This is a genomic window from Asticcacaulis currens, from assembly GCF_028550395.1.
Classification (GTDB): domain Bacteria; phylum Pseudomonadota; class Alphaproteobacteria; order Caulobacterales; family Caulobacteraceae; genus Asticcacaulis; species Asticcacaulis currens.
This window is the reverse complement of the sequence record NZ_JAQQKW010000005.1, coordinates 205,954-223,624: the sequence shown is the minus strand read 5'-3', so window position 1 is coordinate 223,624 and position 17,671 is coordinate 205,954. Positions and strand designations below refer to the sequence as shown.

General features: G+C 61.0%; 19 protein-coding genes. 12 read left to right on the top strand and 7 right to left on the bottom strand.

The genetic code is table 11. The features are described 5' to 3' along the window. Nucleotides 1-31 precede the first annotated feature (31 nt). The 4 genes from rpoH to folE all read right to left on the bottom strand — a co-directional run bounded on the left by rpoH (nucleotide 32) and on the right by folE (nucleotide 3,588). Complete coding sequence (rpoH, locus tag PQU94_RS10385) at nucleotides 32-898, bottom strand: RNA polymerase sigma factor RpoH (protein WP_409646528.1); 867 nt, start codon at nucleotides 896-898, stop codon at nucleotides 32-34. 239 nt (nucleotides 899-1,137) lie between these two features. Further along, nucleotides 1,138-2,142, bottom strand: a complete 1,005-nt coding sequence (locus tag PQU94_RS10380) for an RluA family pseudouridine synthase (RefSeq protein ID WP_272741397.1) — start codon at nucleotides 2,140-2,142, stop codon at nucleotides 1,138-1,140. A gap of 98 nt (nucleotides 2,143-2,240) precedes the next feature. Beyond that, nucleotides 2,241-2,675: an ExbD/TolR family protein gene (locus tag PQU94_RS10375; protein WP_272741396.1), complete on the bottom strand. Its 435-nt coding sequence runs from the start codon at nucleotides 2,673-2,675 to the stop codon at nucleotides 2,241-2,243. 244 nt (nucleotides 2,676-2,919) lie between these two features. Further along, nucleotides 2,920-3,588 (bottom strand): GTP cyclohydrolase I FolE, encoded by a 669-nt coding sequence (gene folE / locus PQU94_RS10370; RefSeq protein ID WP_272741395.1) that lies wholly within the window; start codon nucleotides 3,586-3,588, stop codon nucleotides 2,920-2,922. A 218-nt stretch (nucleotides 3,589-3,806) separates the two neighbouring features. On the opposite strand from folE, the gene cysS reads away from it, so the two are divergent. From cysS to PQU94_RS10340, 6 genes are all read left to right on the top strand, one after another. After that, nucleotides 3,807-5,198, top strand: a complete 1,392-nt coding sequence (cysS, locus tag PQU94_RS10365) for a cysteine--tRNA ligase (RefSeq protein WP_272741394.1) — start codon at nucleotides 3,807-3,809, stop codon at nucleotides 5,196-5,198. A 3-nt stretch (nucleotides 5,199-5,201) separates the two neighbouring features. After that, entirely contained in the window at nucleotides 5,202-5,639 is a 438-nt protein-coding gene (locus PQU94_RS10360; RefSeq protein WP_272741393.1) for an SRPBCC domain-containing protein, read from the top strand. Nucleotides 5,640-5,760: 121 nt separating this feature from the next. Then, nucleotides 5,761-6,180, top strand: a complete 420-nt coding sequence (locus tag PQU94_RS10355; protein WP_272741392.1) for an iron-sulfur cluster assembly scaffold protein — start codon at nucleotides 5,761-5,763, stop codon at nucleotides 6,178-6,180. An 86-nt stretch (nucleotides 6,181-6,266) separates the two neighbouring features. Next, nucleotides 6,267-6,506 (top strand): membrane protein insertion efficiency factor YidD, encoded by a 240-nt coding sequence (yidD, locus tag PQU94_RS10350; RefSeq protein ID WP_272741391.1) that lies wholly within the window; start codon nucleotides 6,267-6,269, stop codon nucleotides 6,504-6,506. A 133-nt stretch (nucleotides 6,507-6,639) separates the two neighbouring features. After that, nucleotides 6,640-8,562, top strand: coding sequence for a threonine--tRNA ligase (gene thrS / locus PQU94_RS10345; RefSeq protein ID WP_272741390.1), 1,923 nt, complete (start codon nucleotides 6,640-6,642; stop codon nucleotides 8,560-8,562). Nucleotides 8,563-8,579: 17 nt separating this feature from the next. Continuing rightward, complete coding sequence (locus PQU94_RS10340) at nucleotides 8,580-9,575, top strand: glycosyltransferase family 2 protein (RefSeq protein ID WP_272741389.1); 996 nt, start codon at nucleotides 8,580-8,582, stop codon at nucleotides 9,573-9,575. A gap of 123 nt (nucleotides 9,576-9,698) precedes the next feature. Here the strand turns inward: PQU94_RS10340 and PQU94_RS10335 are convergent, their stop codons facing one another. From PQU94_RS10335 to PQU94_RS10325, 3 genes are all read right to left on the bottom strand, one after another. After that, nucleotides 9,699-10,652 (bottom strand): GIN domain-containing protein, encoded by a 954-nt coding sequence (locus PQU94_RS10335; RefSeq protein ID WP_272741388.1) that lies wholly within the window; start codon nucleotides 10,650-10,652, stop codon nucleotides 9,699-9,701. 248 nt (nucleotides 10,653-10,900) lie between these two features. Further along, a complete protein-coding gene (locus tag PQU94_RS10330) occupies nucleotides 10,901-11,902 on the bottom strand; it encodes an alpha/beta hydrolase (RefSeq protein ID WP_272741386.1) in 1,002 nt (333 codons plus the stop codon). A 43-nt stretch (nucleotides 11,903-11,945) separates the two neighbouring features. Further along, a complete protein-coding gene (locus tag PQU94_RS10325) occupies nucleotides 11,946-12,344 on the bottom strand; it encodes a YccF domain-containing protein (RefSeq protein ID WP_272741385.1) in 399 nt (132 codons plus the stop codon). A 197-nt stretch (nucleotides 12,345-12,541) separates the two neighbouring features. Here PQU94_RS10325 and PQU94_RS10320 point away from each other — a divergent pair, with 197 nt between their 5' ends. From PQU94_RS10320 to PQU94_RS10295, 6 genes are all read left to right on the top strand, one after another. Next, complete coding sequence (locus PQU94_RS10320) at nucleotides 12,542-12,739, top strand: DUF4169 family protein (protein WP_272741384.1); 198 nt, start codon at nucleotides 12,542-12,544, stop codon at nucleotides 12,737-12,739. 190 nt (nucleotides 12,740-12,929) lie between these two features. Next, nucleotides 12,930-13,178 carry a ribbon-helix-helix domain-containing protein gene (locus tag PQU94_RS10315; protein WP_272741382.1) on the top strand — a complete coding sequence of 83 codons (249 nt, stop codon included), beginning with the start codon at nucleotides 12,930-12,932 and terminating at the stop codon, nucleotides 13,176-13,178. 83 nt (nucleotides 13,179-13,261) lie between these two features. Next, nucleotides 13,262-15,580 carry an ATP-dependent helicase gene (locus PQU94_RS10310; protein WP_272741381.1) on the top strand — a complete coding sequence of 773 codons (2,319 nt, stop codon included), beginning with the start codon at nucleotides 13,262-13,264 and terminating at the stop codon, nucleotides 15,578-15,580. Then, nucleotides 15,580-16,401, top strand: a complete 822-nt coding sequence (locus tag PQU94_RS10305; protein ID WP_272741516.1) for a peptidylprolyl isomerase — start codon at nucleotides 15,580-15,582, stop codon at nucleotides 16,399-16,401. The genes PQU94_RS10310 and PQU94_RS10305 overlap by 1 nt, the downstream gene beginning before the upstream one ends. A gap of 284 nt (nucleotides 16,402-16,685) precedes the next feature. Then, nucleotides 16,686-17,321, top strand: coding sequence for a hypothetical protein (locus tag PQU94_RS10300; RefSeq protein WP_272741380.1), 636 nt, complete (start codon nucleotides 16,686-16,688; stop codon nucleotides 17,319-17,321). Beyond that, the gene (locus tag PQU94_RS10295; RefSeq protein WP_272741379.1) at nucleotides 17,318-17,671 is read left to right on the top strand and encodes a RusA family crossover junction endodeoxyribonuclease; all 354 of its coding nucleotides are present in this window, start codon (nucleotides 17,318-17,320) and stop codon (nucleotides 17,669-17,671) included. The genes PQU94_RS10300 and PQU94_RS10295 overlap by 4 nt, the downstream gene beginning before the upstream one ends.

Sequence of the window (17,671 nt, the reverse complement as noted above, 5' to 3'; positions counted from 1 at the left end):
GGCGGATCGCTCACCGCGACGCGCCTCTTTTTTAACCCTCAGCCGAGGCCATCATCGCCTTTTGCAGCTTCTCAAAGGCCCGCACCTCGATCTGACGCACGCGCTCACGCGACACACCGAAGCGTTCGGCCAGGTCTTCGAGGGTCGTCGGGTTTTCCTGAAGGCGGCGCGCCGTCAGGATGGCGCGTTCGCGTTCGTTCAGTTCGCCCATCGCTTCTTCGAGCAGGCTCATGCGCAGCTTGTACTCTTCGGAGTCAGCCAGCACGGTTTCCTGCGACGGCGTGGTGTCGTCGGCCAGCCAGTCCTGCCATTCCGAATCGCCCTCAGAGGCGCGCAGCGGCGCATTGAGCGACGAGTCGGGCGACGACATGCGGCGGTTCATGCTGATCACGTCGTCTTCGGAGACGCCCAGCTTGGTGGCGATCTGGGCGACCTGTTCGTGGCGCATATCGCCCTCTTCCAGGGCGCTGATTTCGGACTTCACCTTGCGCAGGTTGAAGAACAGCTTTTTCTGCGCGGCGGTGGTGCCCATCTTGACCAGCGACCACGAACGCAGAACGTATTCCTGAATCGCCGCCTTGATCCACCACATGGCGTAGGTGGCCAGACGGAAGCCCTTGTCCGGGTCGAACTTCTTGACCGCCTGCATCAGGCCGACATTGCCTTCGGAGATCACTTCGCCGATCGGCAGGCCGTAGCCCCGATAGCCCATGGCGATCTTGGCCACCAGACGCAGGTGCGAGGTGACGAGCTTGTGCGCGGCCTTGGGGTCGGCGTGTTCGGCCCAGCGCTTGGCCAGCATGAATTCCTCGTCCTTGGCCAGCATCGGGAACTTGCGGATTTCCGACAGATAGCGGTTCAGGCCGCCATCCGGCGACAGCACGGACGGATTGGGCATGCTGAGGGCATTCGAGGTCAGCGAGCTGGTGCTCATGGTAGCGTCCCCTTCGGACCCGTCGAAGGGTCCAGAATTTGATCCTGAATTGGTGTCCGGCATCGGCGCATCCCCCTGAGACGACAGCCGGTGGCTGCGCGTGTAGGACAGGCTTTTGTCTTCCTTTTTCATGTAGGTGCTCCGGCGGGGAAAAAAAGGTCCGGTACGAAATTTATTTTATGCGGACTGGTTCAAAAATAAATCTACAATGATTCCAGAGTGCTCAGAAGGTCCGCCATATCCGCGGGCAGGGGGGCCTCAAAGGCGAGACGCTCGCCCGTGATCGGGTGGACGAAGCCCAGATGCGCGGCGTGCAGGGCCTGACGGGCAAAGGACTGACCTTTCAGTGCCTCGACGACGCCCTTGTGCGGCGCACCGGAACCATAGACCGGATCACCCAGACAGGGACAGCCCAGATAGGCCATGTGCACGCGAATTTGATGGGTACGCCCGGTTTCAAGCGTGCAGCGCACGCGGGCCGCGACGGGCTTGTCGCCGCCAAAGCGGTCAAGCGTGCGGTAATGGGTGATGGCTTCGCGCCCGCCGCTTTTCAGAACGGCCATCTTTTTGCGGTCGTGGGGTGAACGCCCGATACGCGTGGTGACCGTGCCAGAGGCGGTTTTCGGTGCGCCGCGCACCAATGCTTCATAGGCGCGGTCGATATCGTGACGCGAAAACAGCTCACTCAGGCCGCGATGGGCGGCGTCGGACTTGGCCGCCACCATGACGCCGGAGGTGTCCTTATCGAGGCGATGGACGATGCCGGGGCGCAGGACGCCGCCTATGCCCGACAGCGAGTCGCCGCAGTGGAACAGCAGGGCATTGACCAGAGTCCCATCCGCTGTGCCGGGGGCCGGATGGGCGGCCATGCCGGCAGGCTTGTTGACCACGATCAGGTGGGCGTCTTCGTACAATACCTCCAGCGGCAGGTTCTGCGCTTCGGGAATCGCCGAGACGGGGGCCGGAATGGTCAGGGCATATGTCCCCACCCTGGCCTTGTGTTTGCCATCGGTGAGGGGTTGCCCGTCGAGACTCAGTCGCCCCTCGCTGATCAGGGCCTGAAGACGGGCGCGCGACAGGTCGGGCAGCAGGGGCAGCAGCGCGCGATCAAGCCTGTCGCCCGCCATCTCCGCCGTCAGCACAAGGTCGTGCGTCTCGCCATCGCCGGCTAGCGGCAGATCGTCATCAATGTCGTCGTCAGCGGTCATGAATACCTTTTCCCTCTCCCTTGAAGGCGAGGGCAATAACGCAAAACACGCCGGAAGCGGGCTTCCGGCGTGTCATGGGATCGTTTCGGCAGTGTCGCTTACGACAGGTCTTCGTTGATCAGGGCGATCTTGAAGTAGCCGTTGTCCTGAAGCGTGTTCAGAACCGACATGAAGTCGTTATATTCGATATCGGCATCGCCGCGCACCAGAACGCGCTCTTCGGTCGGGTTTGCCGAGTTAAGCGCGACGGCCAGATCGGCCGGCAGGGTGGCCAGCGAGGTCTTCTTCGGGCCGATATAGATGTCGTCCGGGCCCTGGATCGAGATAAAGATCGGGTCCTTTTTCTCTTTCGGGGTATCCGACGGAATGGGCGGCGGCATGTCGAGCTTGATCGACACGGTGGCCATCGGCGCGGACACCATGAAGATGATCAGCAGCACGAGCATGATGTCAACGAACGGCGTGACGTTGATGTCGGAATTCTGTTCGACGGTATAGCGAGAACCGCCGCCGCCACCGAGCTTAGCGCCCATGATGTAACTCCCTAAGTCCCTCTGACCGTCCCGGCGGGACGCCTTGAGGCATTAAAAAACCACCCGCCGGAAGCAGGCGCAAATTTCAGGAACCGATTTAGGACAAAGCTCGCGCAAATGTAAAGAGCTTCGTTCACGCGGGATTACAATTTCTTCATGACGCTTTTGCGAACATATAGCCTGACAGGCGAACGCCCGACGCTTTGACAGCATCGGGCGTCAAAACCTTTGATTTTCAGCGCGATCAGGGCTGGCAGAAACGCATGAAGCGATCCTGAAGCGCGAGGTCGCTCTTGAACACGCCGGTGAAGCGAGTCGTCACCGTAGTGACGTTCTTGTGGTGGACGCCGCGGGTGGTCATGCACTGATGCTCGGCGTCGATCAGCACGGCGACACCCAGCGGGGCCAGTGACTGCTCTATGGCGTCGGCGATCTGCTTGGTCAGGGTTTCTTGTGTTTGCAGACGCTTGGAGAAGATTTCGACAACGCGCGCGATCTTGGAGATACCCACCACCTTGGCGGTCGGCATGTAGGCGACATAGGCCTTACCGAGGAAGGAGGCCATGTGGTGTTCGCAGTGCGATTCGACGTCGATATGGCGCAGCATGACCATGTCGTCATAGCCCTGCACGTCTTCAAAGGTGCGCGACAGTTCCTTGGCCGGGTCGGCCTGATAGCCGGAGAACCACTCGTCATAGGCTTCGACGACGCGCTTGGGCGTGTCGATCAGGCCTTCGCGCGTGGGGTCGTCACCGGCCCAGGCCAGAAGCGTGCGCACGGCGGCCATGGCCTCTTCCTTGGACGGGCGCTCGACATTGAGGATTTCGGAAAAACCCTTGCTGCGCGTCTGGGCGAGAGCCTGGGTCAGCGGGTCTTCGCTGTGCGGGCGGGAATTCGGGTCGAGGCTGTCCATACTTAATATCTCCGGAGGGCCGAGTGGCGCCGGGACGACGGTCCCGGAATGACGCGTGGCATCCCTCTGCCGGGGTCGCATACACAAGACCCCTTGAAAGTTTGCAGGCGGTTTACGATCCTGCGCAGGAATTGGATTGCCCTCGATATAATCGCTTGGAAGCCAACCCTTGCCGCGTCTATATGGGGCAAACTTCACGGAGTTCAACAGAAATCGTCATGAAACTGCGACTCAGCGACACGCTTAAACGCCAGAAGGTGGACTTTGTTCCAAAAAACCCGCAGCGCGTGACGATGTATGTCTGTGGACCGACGGTCTATAACTACGCCCACATCGGCAATGCGCGCCCGGTGGTGGTGTTCGACGTGCTGTTCCGTCTGCTGCGCCATCTCTACGGCGAAGAGGCGGTCATCTATGCCCGCAACATCACCGACGTGGATGACAAGATCAACCAGAAGGCCATGGCCGAAGGGGTCGATATCGACGTCATCACCTCGAAATTTGCCGACATCTACACTGCCGACATGCGGGCGCTCAATGCGCTGGAGCCGACGATCCAGCCGCGCGTGACCCAGAACATGAACGCCATCGTGGCGCAGATTGCGGCCCTGATCCGCAACGGCCACGCCTATGAAGCTGAAGGCCATGTGCTGTTCGATGTCGAAAGCTATAAGGCCTATGGGGCTCTCTCCAACCGCTCGCTGGATGACATGATCGCCGGGGCGCGCGTCGAGGTGGCACCTTATAAGAAGAGTCCGCAGGACTTTGTGCTGTGGAAGCCGTCCAAGCCCGGTGAGCCGAAATGGCCGTCGCCGTGGGGGGAAGGGCGTCCGGGCTGGCACATCGAATGTTCGGCCATGATCGAGGCCAATTTGGGCCTGCCTATCGACATTCACGGCGGCGGGCACGACCTGATCTTCCCGCACCACGAAAACGAGATCGCGCAGGGCGTTTGTGCCCAGCATGGCCATAGCCATCAGGAAGAGAGCTATGCCCGCTACTGGATGCACAACGGCTTCCTGACCATGGACGCTGAAAAAATGTCCAAGTCGCTGGGCAATGTGTTGCTGGTGCACGACCTGATCAAGGAATTTCCCGGTGAGGTGATCCGTCTGGCCCTGCTTTCGGCCCACTACCGCGCGCCGCTGGACTGGAATAATGATCTGCTGGTGCAGACGCGCAAGCGTCTGGACGGGCTTTACGAAGCTCTGCGTAAGGCCGCCGACGTGCCCGTGGTCGAGACGGCGGTGCCGGAAGCGGTGATCGAAGCCCTGTGTGACGATCTTTCGACGCCGCGCGTGCTGGCGGAACTGTCGGCACTGGCCAGTGCGCTGGAAAAGGCTTCCGAGGCGGACAAACCGCTGGCCAAATCGCAGCTTTTGGTGGCGGGGGCCTTGGTGGGCATACTGCAACAGGAGGCCGAAAGCTGGTTCAAGGGCGGTGCCGATGATGACCTGTCGGCAAAGGTCGAGGCCCTTTTGGAAGCGCGCAAGACCGCGCGGGCTGAAAAAAACTGGGCTGAGGCCGATCGTATCCGCAACGAACTGACCGCGCTGAACGTAGAGGTCATGGACGGCCCGGCAGGGGCCACATGGAAACTGAAGGCTTAAGACATGGCACTCAAGGTGGAAAAACGTATCGGTATTCAGACCCCGGTCGATACGGTCTATGAGATTCTTCAGGACATCGAAGGCTGGGCGCAGTGGTCGCCCATCCATAAAGAGGCCAAGGGCAAGCTGGGTTTCGGCGCGCCAGTACGCTTCATGGAGCATTATGAAGGGCTGGGGGACTGGGAGATCAATGGCTTCGTGTCAGACTGGTCGCCGCTGTCGCACATCCATATCGGCGTGCCGAAGAAATTTTACGAAGGCTCGCTGATCCGCTTTTATGAGTTGAACATCCTGTCGGACACGGCGTGCGACTTCGCCATCGGGGCACAGTTTTCGGGCTTCCTGTCCGAGCGTGAGGGGAAAAAATACCGCAAATACCTGCGCGAAGGCTTTGCCAAATTCGCCGAAGCCTTGAAGGTGAAAGCCGAAGGGACGATATAGCTCAAAAACCCCCTCGCCCCTATGGGGAGAGGGTTGGGGTGAGGGGGCTTGGCCTCGGACTCCCCCTCACCCGGCGCTGACGCGCCACCCTCTCCCCGTAGGGGCGAGGGGGAGGAAGTGAATGATCGACGAACTCTATTCCCGTGAAATTCTGCGCCGCACCACGCAATTGACGCACGTCGGACGGCTGGAGGCCCCGGATGGCGCGGCTGACCGCACCGCCAAGCTGTGTGGTTCGACCATCCATGTGGAAGTCAAACGCGCGGACGGCGTGATCACTGACTTCGCGCAGGAGGTCGAAGCCTGTGCCCTGGGTCAGGCCGCCGCGGCCATCCTCAGCCAGAGCGTCATCGGTGCTCCGATCACCGAGGTCGTCGCCGCGCGCGACGCGATGAAGGCCATGCTCAAGGGCGGCGAATTTGCCTATCCTGAGCGCTTTGCCGACCTCGCCATCCTTCAGTCGGTGAAGGACTTTCCGGCGCGCCACGCCTCAACGCTTCTGGCGCTGGAGGCCACGGTCGAGGCGGCGGGTAAGGCGTAATCCTCTCTGTGGCGTGGCCGGGAGGGAGTTGATTTTGTGTCCAAAATGACTCAAGTCTCTGATTTTCGCCAAAAAGGTATTGCCGCATGGGGCGTCTCTATGCCAAGGCCGTGAACACGGGGCTCAGGGCCTATAAGCTTAGCCTGTCGCCCCTGATCGGGCAGGCCTGCCGCTTTGCGCCGACCTGTTCGGAATATACCGCCGAAGCCCTGATCGTGCATGGCCCCATAAAAGGTTCATGGTTGGGATTTAAGCGTATTTGCCGGTGCCGTCCCGGCGGGGGCCACGGATACGATCCGGTGCCGCCAAAAGTTGGCAAAAACTGACTGCCGTCGCCTGTCGTAGGGGCGCGGCCAAATCTATAACCGCGCATTTGGTTCCGAAAACCGCTACACACTTTTCGGAATGCGCTAGACGTCCTGGTCTCTCGTATGGACTGGACACAGAGTGAGAAAAGACATGATTGACCTGACGTTTCCCGATGGCGCCGTTCGTTCCTATGAGCCGGGCGCAACCGGACGAACCATAGCGGAGGGTCTGTCCAAGTCTCTCGCCAAAAAGGCGGCGATGCTCCGCCTCAACGGAGAGCTTTACGATCTCGACCGCCCCATTGAGGGCAGCGCCGCCATTGAAATCCTGACGCGCGACGATCCGGCCCTGCTGGAGGTCATCCGCCACGACACCGCTCACCTGCTGGCGCAGGCGGTGCAGGAGCTGTTCCCCGGCACCCAGGTCACTATCGGTCCGGCTATCGAGGACGGCTTCTATTACGATTTTGCGCGCGATGAGCCTTTCAGCCTCGACGACCTGCCCAAGATCGAAAAGAAGATGAAAGAGCTGGTCGATCGCGACGAAAAGATCGTGCGCGAAGTGTGGGAGCGCGACGCAGCCATCCGGCACTTCGAGGAGATCGGCGAGCACTATAAAGCCGATATCATCCGTGACCTGCCCGGCACGGAGACCATCACCGTCTATCGCCATGGCGACAACTGGAAGGATCTGTGCCGCGGGCCGCACTTCCCGTCGTCGAAATTTATCGGCAAGGCCTTCAAGCTGACCAAGCTGGCCGGGGCCTATTGGCGGGGCGACCACAATAATGCGCAGCTTCAGCGCATCTACGGCACGGCCTGGGCGTCTGAGGAGGACCTTCAGGCCTATATCACGCGCCTTGAAGAGGCCGAAAAGCGCGACCACCGCAAGCTGGGCCGTCAGATGAACCTCTTCCACATGCAGGAAGAGGGGCGCGGCATGGTCTTCTGGCACCCGCACGGCTGGACGCTGTGGCGCACGCTGGAGGCCTATATGCGCCGCCGCCTCGATGCCGCCGGCTATGTTGAGGTCAAGACGCCCCAGGTGCTGGACCGCACCTTCTGGGAAAAGTCGGGCCACTGGGACAAGTATCGCCCCAACATGTTCGTCTGCGAGACGGTCGAAGGCGAAACCCTGTCGCTGAAGCCGATGAACTGCCCCGGCCACGTGCAGATTTTCAAGGTGGGCCTGCGTTCCTATAAGGAACTGCCGATCCGCATGGCTGAATTCGGGGCCTGCCACCGTTATGAGCCGTCGGGCTCGCTGCACGGCCTGATGCGCGTGCGCGGCTTCACGCAGGACGACGCGCACATCTTCTGCCGTGAAGACCAGATCGTCGAAGAGACGACGAAGTTCATCACCCTTTGCCGTCAGGTGCACGCCGATCTGGGGATGCAGGCCGAGCATATCGCGCTGGCCACCCGTCCGGAGGTGCGCGCCGGGTCTGACGAATTCTGGGACAAGGCCGAGGCGCAGATGGCCGAGGCCGCCCGCGCGGCGGGCGTGGAACCGGTCATTGCCGAAGGCGACGGGGCCTTCTACGCGCCGAAGCTCGATTTTATCGTGCGCGACGCCATTGGCCGCACCTGGACCTGTGGCACGATCCAGCTCGACTACGTGCTGCCGGAGCGTCTGGGGGCCGAATATGTGGCCGAAGACGGCTCGCGTCAGCGTCCGGTAATGCTGCACCGGGCGATTCTCGGCTCGTTCGAGCGCTTTATCGGCATCATGATCGAGAACTACGGCGGTAAGTTCCCGCTGTGGCTGGCTCCCATACAAGTGGTAGTGGCACCCATCACTTCCGATGCTAATGATTATGCGCAACAGGTCGCGGCAAAATTGCGGTCGCAAGGTCTCAGAGTTGACACGGACCTGCGTAACGAGAAGATTAACTATAAGATCCGCGAACATTCTCTGGCCAAGGTGCCGGTGATTGCGGTGGTCGGTCGCAAAGAGGCCGAGACCGGTGAAGTGGCCCTGCGTTATCTGGGGCAGGAGGGGCAGACCGTATTGTCAGTCGATGCCGCCGCCGAACAGTTGCGTACCGAGAGCCTGCCGCCTGATCTGAAATAAGTATTTGAAGTCGCTACATGGAACGCACACTACCGCCTACGATCCGCGATCTACTTAAGGCCCAGAGGCTGGCGGCAGATGAGGCGGAAACGCTTGCGCCCGGGACCGACATCGTCCTGCCGTCGCGCGATACCCGTGGCGTAACGGTCGTCATTATCGCCTATCACTCCGGCCGCATCCTGTTTGATTCGATCGAACGGGTGCTGGCCGAACCGGCGGTGAAGCAACTGGTTCTGATCGACAACGGGTCTTCGGAGCGCACGGTTGAGCTGCTGCGCGATATCGACGAAGCGTATGAGCGGGTGCTGCTGGTGCAGGGGCATGGCAATATCGGCTTTGCGCGCGCCGCCAATATGGGGGCGCAACTGGCCAATCAGCCGTGGATCGTCTTCCTCAACCCCGATGCGATTCTCTGCGACGGGGCCATCGAAGCGATGGTGGATACGGCGCTCAAAACGCCCCGGCCGTGTCTGGTCGGGGCGCGTGTCCTCAATCCGGACGGTACGGAACAGCGCGGTTCGCGCCGGGGCGAGGTGACGCCGGTCACGACCCTCGTGTCGCTGATGCGCCTGCCCAAATATCTGCCCTTCCTGCGCAGCTACGAAATTCACCGCGAGGATGAGCCCTTGCCGGAAGCCCCCCTGCCGGTCGCAACGGTGTCCGGGGCCTGCTTCTGCATCGCCCGCGCCGATTTTATCGCCGTAGGCGGGTTTGATACCCGCTTCTTCCTGCACGTCGAAGACGTGGACCTGTGCTGGCGCATCCGCCAGAGGGGCGGAGCAGTGCTGTTCCATCCCGCGGCTGAGGTCATTCACGAAGGCCACACTTCGCGAGTCGATCCCGTCTTTGTCGAGATGAACAAGGGGCTGGGGCTGGTCTATTATTTCCGCAAACGCGCCGATACGCTGTGGCGTAAGGCCTATGTGCTGGCCCTGTCGCCGTTGATCGTCGGCATTTCGGTGCTGCGCGCCGCACTTCGCCGTCGCCTGCGCGACGCGGACGATTTCAGCTGATCCTGTCAAGCGACCGAACAGGCTGACCGCCTCCGGTTAGAGCGCATTTCCGAAAAGTGTGCAGCGGTTTTGGCTTCGCCGAACGCCGTTTCGGGATCAAATTCGCTCTGATGCCCCTCGGGATTACTGCCCGCCGATGTCGATATCGCCGGAACCCAGCACTTTTTTCTGAACCGTACCTGTGGCGCGGGCGACGTAGATATCGCCGGAACCGACCACGGCGGCCTCGACCATCTTCGCTTCGCCGCCAAAATGCACGTCGCCCGATCCGGCCAGAGCGATCTTGAGCGTCGGGCTGCGCCCCTTGGCGACCACCACGTCGCCGGAGCCCGCCACGCTGATTTCAACCGGACCATTGACCGCGCCGATGCTGACATCACCCGATCCCGCGGTCGCCGCCGACAGCGTGCCGCCGACGGAGCCCACCGTGACGTCGCCGGAGCCCGACTGCGAGAGCTTAAGCGAGCGCACCGCGCCGATGCTGACATCGCCGGAACCGGCGCTGATGATTTCGCTGTCCCCGGCGCTGGCGGCGTGCGTGTCGCCCGAGCCATTGCTGAGGAGGGTGAGGCTGCCGCGCACGGGGCCGACATTCCAGTCCCCGCAGCCATGCAGGTTGAGCTTCAGGCTGCCGGTCTCGGACACATTGCCATAGACCGCGCCCGTGCTGACGATTTCGAGGTCCTGTGGTCCATAGACATAGACGGTCGGCAGTTCGGAGAGGTTGACCTGACCCATGCCAGCCACCCGCACCGTGGTGACGTTGCGGTCGCCGAGGGTGAAGGCAAACAGGCTTCCGCCACCGCCGCCGCACGACTGGCTGCGGCCACCGACATTGCCGTTGACGATGACGCGATCCCCCTGACGGCGCAGCGTAACCTGGGGCATGTTGCGGGGGCCCGACTTGACGCGCACGTCGATGTCCTGACGCGCCTGCGCCACCACAATCACGCGGGCGGCGAGATTTTGCAGCTCTATCCGGTTTTCACCGGCCACCGCCATCTCCGGTGCGAAGATCGGCAAGAGCAGGGTCAGGGATGTGCAGGCCAATACGCGCATCAACAGGGGTTCCAACATCGGCAGGTTTCCGAAAAGCCGGAGCCTGCCTGATCACACATCTCGCAATAGGCTATCAGGGTCAAATTAAACCTGAGTCATGAAAAGTATTTAACAAGGTTACAGTTGACCCAGGGATAAGTTTTCAAACGCATTTTCATGCCATCGACCCCTGATATTGAAGGTCTCCGGTCGCTGAGAAGGCGCGCATGTCTCAGAGGCATCAGGGGCACGAGACCGTCGCGGAAGATTTACAAAGACACCCGGCATCAGGCATTCGTCTGGCTATATAGGCCCTGCTGGCGAGCGAAATGCAGGAACAGGTCGCTCCACGGCACAGCCGGTGACAGAATGCCGAAGCCATGCCCGCCCCGGGGGTAAAGGTGCGTCTCTACGGCGACACCGGCGGCCTTGAGCGCGGCGCGGAAGGCCAGGGTGTTTTCCACCGGCACGGCCCCATCGTCTTCGGCGTGCAGCAGGAAGGCCGGGGGGGTCTGCGCCGTGACGTGGTTTTCGGTCGAATAGCGCGCCGTGATCTCCTCATTGGCCGTCGCGCCGATGAGGTTGCTGCGCGAGCCCGCATGGGTCAGGCCGGGCTTCATCGAAATCACGGCATAAAGGGGTGCGCACAGGTGAGGCCGGGCGTCTTCGGCGTCTATGGCATCGACGGTGGCATAGACGGGCGCGCCATAGCCCGTGGCCAATGAGGCGCACAGGTGGCCGCCGGCGCTGAACCCCATGACGCCCACCCGCGTCGGATCAATATGGAAGTCTTTGGCGCGTGCCTTGATCAGGCGCATGGCGCGCTGGGCGTCCATCAGGGGCACGTCCGATGCCTGCGCCCACCCTTCGGTGGGCAGGCGGTAATAGAGGACAAAGACGGTCAGACCCTGCGCTGAAAACACACGGCCGACATTATGGCCTTCGTTATCGACCGAAATGTAGGTGTAGCCTCCGCCGGGAATGACCAAGAGGGCCCCGCCATTGGGCTTTTGCGGACGATAGACGGCCAGCCGCGGACGCACCACACCGCTCACCAGCCGGCGCGGTGGCGGGTTCGGTGAGGTTTTGACCGCCTCGTTCAGGTCCGCCTTCAGCAGGCCCGTTGGCCCCTTGGGCCACAGATCGACATATTCCGTCGTCTCAGGCGGCAGAGGTGTGCCGCTGAGGTCTTTCAGCTCGCTGCCCAGGGTCTGGGCCACGGCGCCGGACGCAGAGGCCAGCCCCATACCCAGTCCGCCGGTCATCAGGGTGCGTCGGTCCAAATCCATCTGTCTCTCCGGAACGGGTTTCCGGCGTATCTACAGGACGGGATCAGGGCTTTTCAATGACGATCTTGCCGACCGGGGCCAGAGCCAGCCACGCCAGTTGCACGTTTTTGATGGCGAAGGGGATGCCGATAATCGTCACGGCCTGCGCCAGTGCCAGAGCCAGATGCCCCAGCGCGATGTACCAGCCGCCCAGAAGGATCCACACAATGTTCATCAGCGCGCCCGTACCGCCGGTCCCCATATCCCCCTGACCGGTCATCAGGTCGCGGTCGGCAATGGCCTTGCCGAACGGAAAGAAGCTGAATCCGGCAATACGGAAGGCCGCCCCGGCCCACGGCAGGCCAACAATGGTCAGGGCGAGCAGGCAGCCCCCCAGACACCAGGCCAGGCCCGCGGCAAAGCCACCGAAGATGAACCATAGGATGTTGAGAATAAGGGTCATGCGAAGATTCCGGAAGGGGCGAAAGAACGTGGTTGTATTTTTGACGTAACGGTGTTTTGATGAAAAATTATAAAGCGTTTCGCGCGGGGTGCAGCTTAATTATCTTTTAATCGCAAATGCGGCGCTGTATATTGAACGAACTTGGGTATGGCGTTTATAAATGTATGGTCCGGTCTATGCGGTCCGGCGTGTGAACCATGAGTGACGTGATCAATCTGAACAAGGCGCGCAAGGCACGCCAGCGTGAGCGGGATAAGACGCAGGCCGCTCAGAACCGCGTTACCTTCGGTCTGCCCGGTCATCTGCGCCGCGCTGCGCGCGAAGACGAGGCGCGCCGCGATCGTCAACTGGACGGACAGAAACGTCAGGATGTGGATAAATCCGAAAATGGTTGACGTTTTTATGTAAAACGACAAGAGTTTACATGGGTTTTTCATGGCCCGGAGGGTAGCGGTTTAATAGTACCACAATAAAAAATTACACGTTTGTGGTTGTGCCGCCATCGTCAACTCAATTTTTTAAGTTTGCCGTATCGCCGGGGGACGCAGTGATGCAGCAAAGGCTTACCTGGACAGGAGGGACACTATGCCGGGTTTAAGAAAGAGGTCGGTTAATCTTGCCGGACACGCCACCTCCGTTGCGCTGGAACCGGAGTTCTGGGCGGTTCTGGAGACAATGGCGAAGGATCGCCGAATCAGTCTGGCGGCCCTGATTGCCGAGCTGGATACCAAGCGCGGGGAGAGCCTTCTGGCCTCCTTCTGCCGCCTGTCGGCCCTGGCCTTCGTTCAGCAGAAGGCGTCTGGGGGGAAGAAGCGTAAGGGCGAGACGGCCTGAGACGCTCAGCCGCCCTGTGCATAAGCCGGGCGGGCTGATGTTTCCGTTTGGTTCCGTCCGGCGAACGGGCTAGACTGGCCGGCATGAGCGAAGACGTTTCCATTCCCATCAGTCAGCGGGCCTCGGTCAACGGGGCCTCTTTCAGCAGCGATTTTTTCAAGGGGCTGAACCCCGAACAGGCTGACGCCGTGCGTTCGACCGAAGGGCCGGTGCTGGTTTTGGCCGGGGCGGGTACGGGCAAGACGCGCGTTTTGACCACGCGCATCGCGCACATACTGGCGCAGGGTCTGGCCAAGCCGTGGGAAATCCTCTGCGTCACCTTCACCAACAAGGCGGCGCGCGAAATGCGCGAGCGCACGACGCGGCTGGTGGGGCCGTCGGCGGAAGGCCTGTCCAATCTGGGCACCTTCCACTCGATCGCCGCCCAGATGCTGCGCCGTCATGCCGAGCTGGTCGGGCTGAAGTCGAGCTTCAACATCATCGACGACGACGATCAGACGCGCCTTCTCAAGCAGATCATGGAGGCGCGGCGCATCGACACCAAGCGCTTCCCGCCCAAGCTGATGGCGCACTTCCTCGATCAGTGGAAGAACAAGGGCCTGACGCCGGACAAGGTGGCGAAGATGACCGCCGACGAGGGCGCGCAGTTCGCCTTCAACAAGGGGCCGGAACTCTACGCCGAGTATCAGGAGCGCCTGCGGGTGCTGAACGCCTGCGACTTTGGCGACCTTTTGCTGCACACGCTGAAAATCCTCACTGAGCATCCGGACATACTCGAACACTATCACCGCCGCTTCAAATATGTACTGGTGGACGAGTATCAGGACACCAATATCGCCCAGTATCTGTGGCTGCGGATTCTCACCAATGCCAACCGCAACCTGTGTTGCGTGGGCGATGATGATCAGTCGATCTATGGCTGGCGCGGGGCCGAGGTCGATAACATCCTCAAGTTCGAGCGCGACTATCCGGGGGCCAGGGTCATCCGGCTGGAGCGCAACTATCGCTCGACCCAGCATATCCTGTCCGCCGCCTCCGGCCTGATCCGCGCCAACAGCGCACGTCTGGGCAAGACCCTGTTCACCGATCAGGAGGGCGGCGAAAAGGTGCGCGTGCAGGGCCTGTGGGACGGCGCGGCCGAGGCACAGGGCGTCGCCGAAGACATAGAGCGTCTGAAAAAGCAGGGTCGGGCCTATTCCGACATGGCGGTGCTGGTGCGCGCCTCGTTCCAGATGCGGGCGTTTGAAGAACGCTTCCTGATGCTGCAAATCCCCTATGTGGTGGTGGGCGGCCCGCGCTTTTTCGAGCGGGCGGAAATCCGCGACGCCATCGCCTATCTGCGTCTGATCCAGTCCGAAGACGACGACCTGGCCTTTGAGCGCATCGTCAATGTGCCCAAGCGCGGCATTGGCGATGCCACGGTGCAGAAGCTCTTGATGCAGGCGCGATTGGCCGGGCAGAGCGTCATGGCCGCGGTGCGTGATCTGGTGCAGACCGATGAACTGCCGGCGCGGGCCAAAACGCCGCTGGTCGGTTTCCTGCGCGATTACGACCGCTGGGTGGCGGCGCTGAAAAGCACAGCGCATGATGCGCTGCTCGATATGGTGCTGACTGACAGCGGTTATTACGACATGCAGCGCGCCGATAAGACGTCGGGCGGGACGCGCATCGACAACCTCAAGGAAATGATGAACGCCATGCAGGACTTCGAAAACCTCGAAGCCTATCTGGAGCATGTGTCGCTGGTCATGGACCTTGAGCGCGACAATGGCGAAAACAGCGTGCGTATCTCGACCCTGCACGCCGCCAAGGGGCTGGAGTTTCCGGTGGTCTTCCTGCCGGGCTGGGAGGAGGGCGTCTTTCCGTCGCAGCGCTCGATGGACGAAAACGGCCTGAAAGGGCTGGAGGAGGAGCGGCGGCTGGCCTATGTCGGCCTGACGCGGGCGCGGGAGATCGCACGGGTTAGCTTTGTGGCCAATCGGCAGGTTTTCGGGCGCTGGACCAGCCAGATACCGTCGCGCTTTATCGACGAAATGCCGATTGAGCACGTCGAGGCGACGTCGCAGACCGGCTATACTCAGGCGGGCTGGCAATCGCAGGAAAGCCGCTGGGATCGTGCGGGTTATCAGCCGAACCACACGAAAAGTGAAACAAAAACCGAGGGCCGCTTCAGCGACCGTCTGTCGGGTGTGGATATGAGCCGGCTGGAGAAAAAGCCGCAACCGCACCGCCAACCGGCCGCCAAGCCGCAACCCTCCAAGGGCCTCAGCGTGGGCACCCGCGTCTTCCACAGCAAGTTCGGCTATGGTCATGTGGTCGAAACCGAAGGCAACAAGCTGGTGGTCAATTTCGACATTTCCGGCGAGAAGAAGGTCATCGACAGCTTCGTGGAGAAGGCGTGATGCAGGCGTGGGGGGCGGGGGCCATTGCGGCATTGGCGTTGCTGGCGACATCAGCGACCGCGCAGGACTGGATGCCGCTCGATGCGGACAACACGCTGGTCATGGAAACGACACAGGGGCGGGTCATCATCGTCCTCAGCCCGCAAATGGCCCCGCAGGGTGTGGCGCGCATCAAAGACCTGACGCGGCAGGGCTTTTATAACGGCCTGTTGTTCCACCGCGTGATCGACCATTTCGTGGCCCAGACCGGCAATCCGAACAATAAGGATGGTGGCAAAAGCGCCCTGCCGGACCTGCCTCTGGAGGCGGTGTTCAGACTGGCTGAGACGGTGCCGCACTCGGTGGTGGCGCAACCCGACGGGGCGACGACCGGCTTTATCGGCGCGGTGCCCTATGTGGCGATGACCGACCGCCATATGCCGCCCGCCGGTGATGGCAGCCGCGCCGTGCGGGCCTGGGGGACGCACTGCCGCGGCGTGCTGGGCATGGGGCGCGGGGACGCCACCGACTCGGCCAATAGCGAGCTTTATCTGATGCGCGATACGGTCACACGCCTTGACCGCGACTATACGGTCGTAGGGCGGGTCGTGTCCGGTTTTGAAGTGGTGGCGGCGCTGAGGGTGGGCGAACCCCCGTCGCAGCCCGATGCGATGACAAGGATGCGGCTCCTGTCCGACATGCCCGCGTCTGGGCGTCCGAAGCTGGAGATCATGAACACCGCCGGCGGGGCCTTTGCGACGCTGGTCAAGGCGAAGCGGGCCGAAAAGGGGGCCGACTTTTCGGTCTGCGATATTATGCTGCCGGTACACGAGGTGCGTTAGGCTTATTTAGGCGTCTATCTTGATTTTTGAGGGCTGCGGGCGGATATTGAAGGTATGGCAGATACAGCGCAAAATACCCCCGCTGCGCGTAAGCGGTCTAAGTCGAAATTCTCCGGAACCGGACACTACGGTAGCGGATACCTTGGCGTGACCAAGGACGGGGTAAAAATCCTGCGGCCTAAAGGTCGCGTGGACAATATTACTCTGGCGCAAGCGCGTAGAGCGGTGGTGGCTGTACGCCAAGCACAGGCCAATGCGGTGAAGTCCGAGGACTGATTATTTGGATGAATGCCACAGATGTCTTCATTAACTGCCCATTCTCTGTGGATTATAGGAATCGTTTTTGGGCGATAACGTACGCGGTACTTCGATCAGGACTTGAGCCGCGTTGCGCACTTGAAGCTGATAATTCCATTGAAAACCGCTATGACAAAATATGTCGTCTGATCAGAGAGTGCCGTTTTGGTATTCATGATATATCGTACACAGGCTTGTACGGCGATCCAGATAGGGATGCAGATTATCCTTTGCCTCGCTTTAACATGCCTTTTGAATTGGGCTTGTTTCTAGGGGCGCATAGTTTTGGCGGGCCTAAGCAGCGCGCCAAAACAGCCCTTGTGCTCGATATAAAGGCTTTTCGCTATCAAAAGTTCCTGTCTGACATCGCGGGTCAGGACATCCGAACCTATGATGGGGGTGTTGAGGCATTGATTGCTGAGGTCTCTATCTGGCTACGTACCGAAGCGCGGTTGACTGAAGTGCCGGGTGGAAGCGTAATCGCGACGGAATATGCGGGTTTTATGGAGAGCTTCCCCGCCCTGTGTCGTGAAAGTCGTTTGGCCCCAAGTGAAGTCACCTTTCTGGATTTCAAACGTCTGGCTGCTGTGTGGATTGAGCAGGTTTACGGACAGGCTCAATGACCTGGACCGTCTTTGGTAAGGTGCGGGCGCGGGAAACCGATGAGGGGATCGAACTCTTCATTGATGGACTGACGACGCAGGCCAAATATTACAAGCCTCTGGTCTATGAGTTTTTCCGCAAAGAGTGGCGGGGATCGCGTCCGGCCTGGGGCGACTATGCGGTCGAAATCCGCATGGAGCACGTCGGTGATCCGCCGTGGATGGACCTCGATAACCTCGCTAAGGCGCTGCTCGATGCCATCAAGGGGTTTGTCTTTCACGACGACAGTCAGGTGGCGCGCCTGCTGGTCGAACGCTTTGAAGGCGAACGCGAGCAAATCCACATCCGCGTCTATGCGCTGAAACGGTAG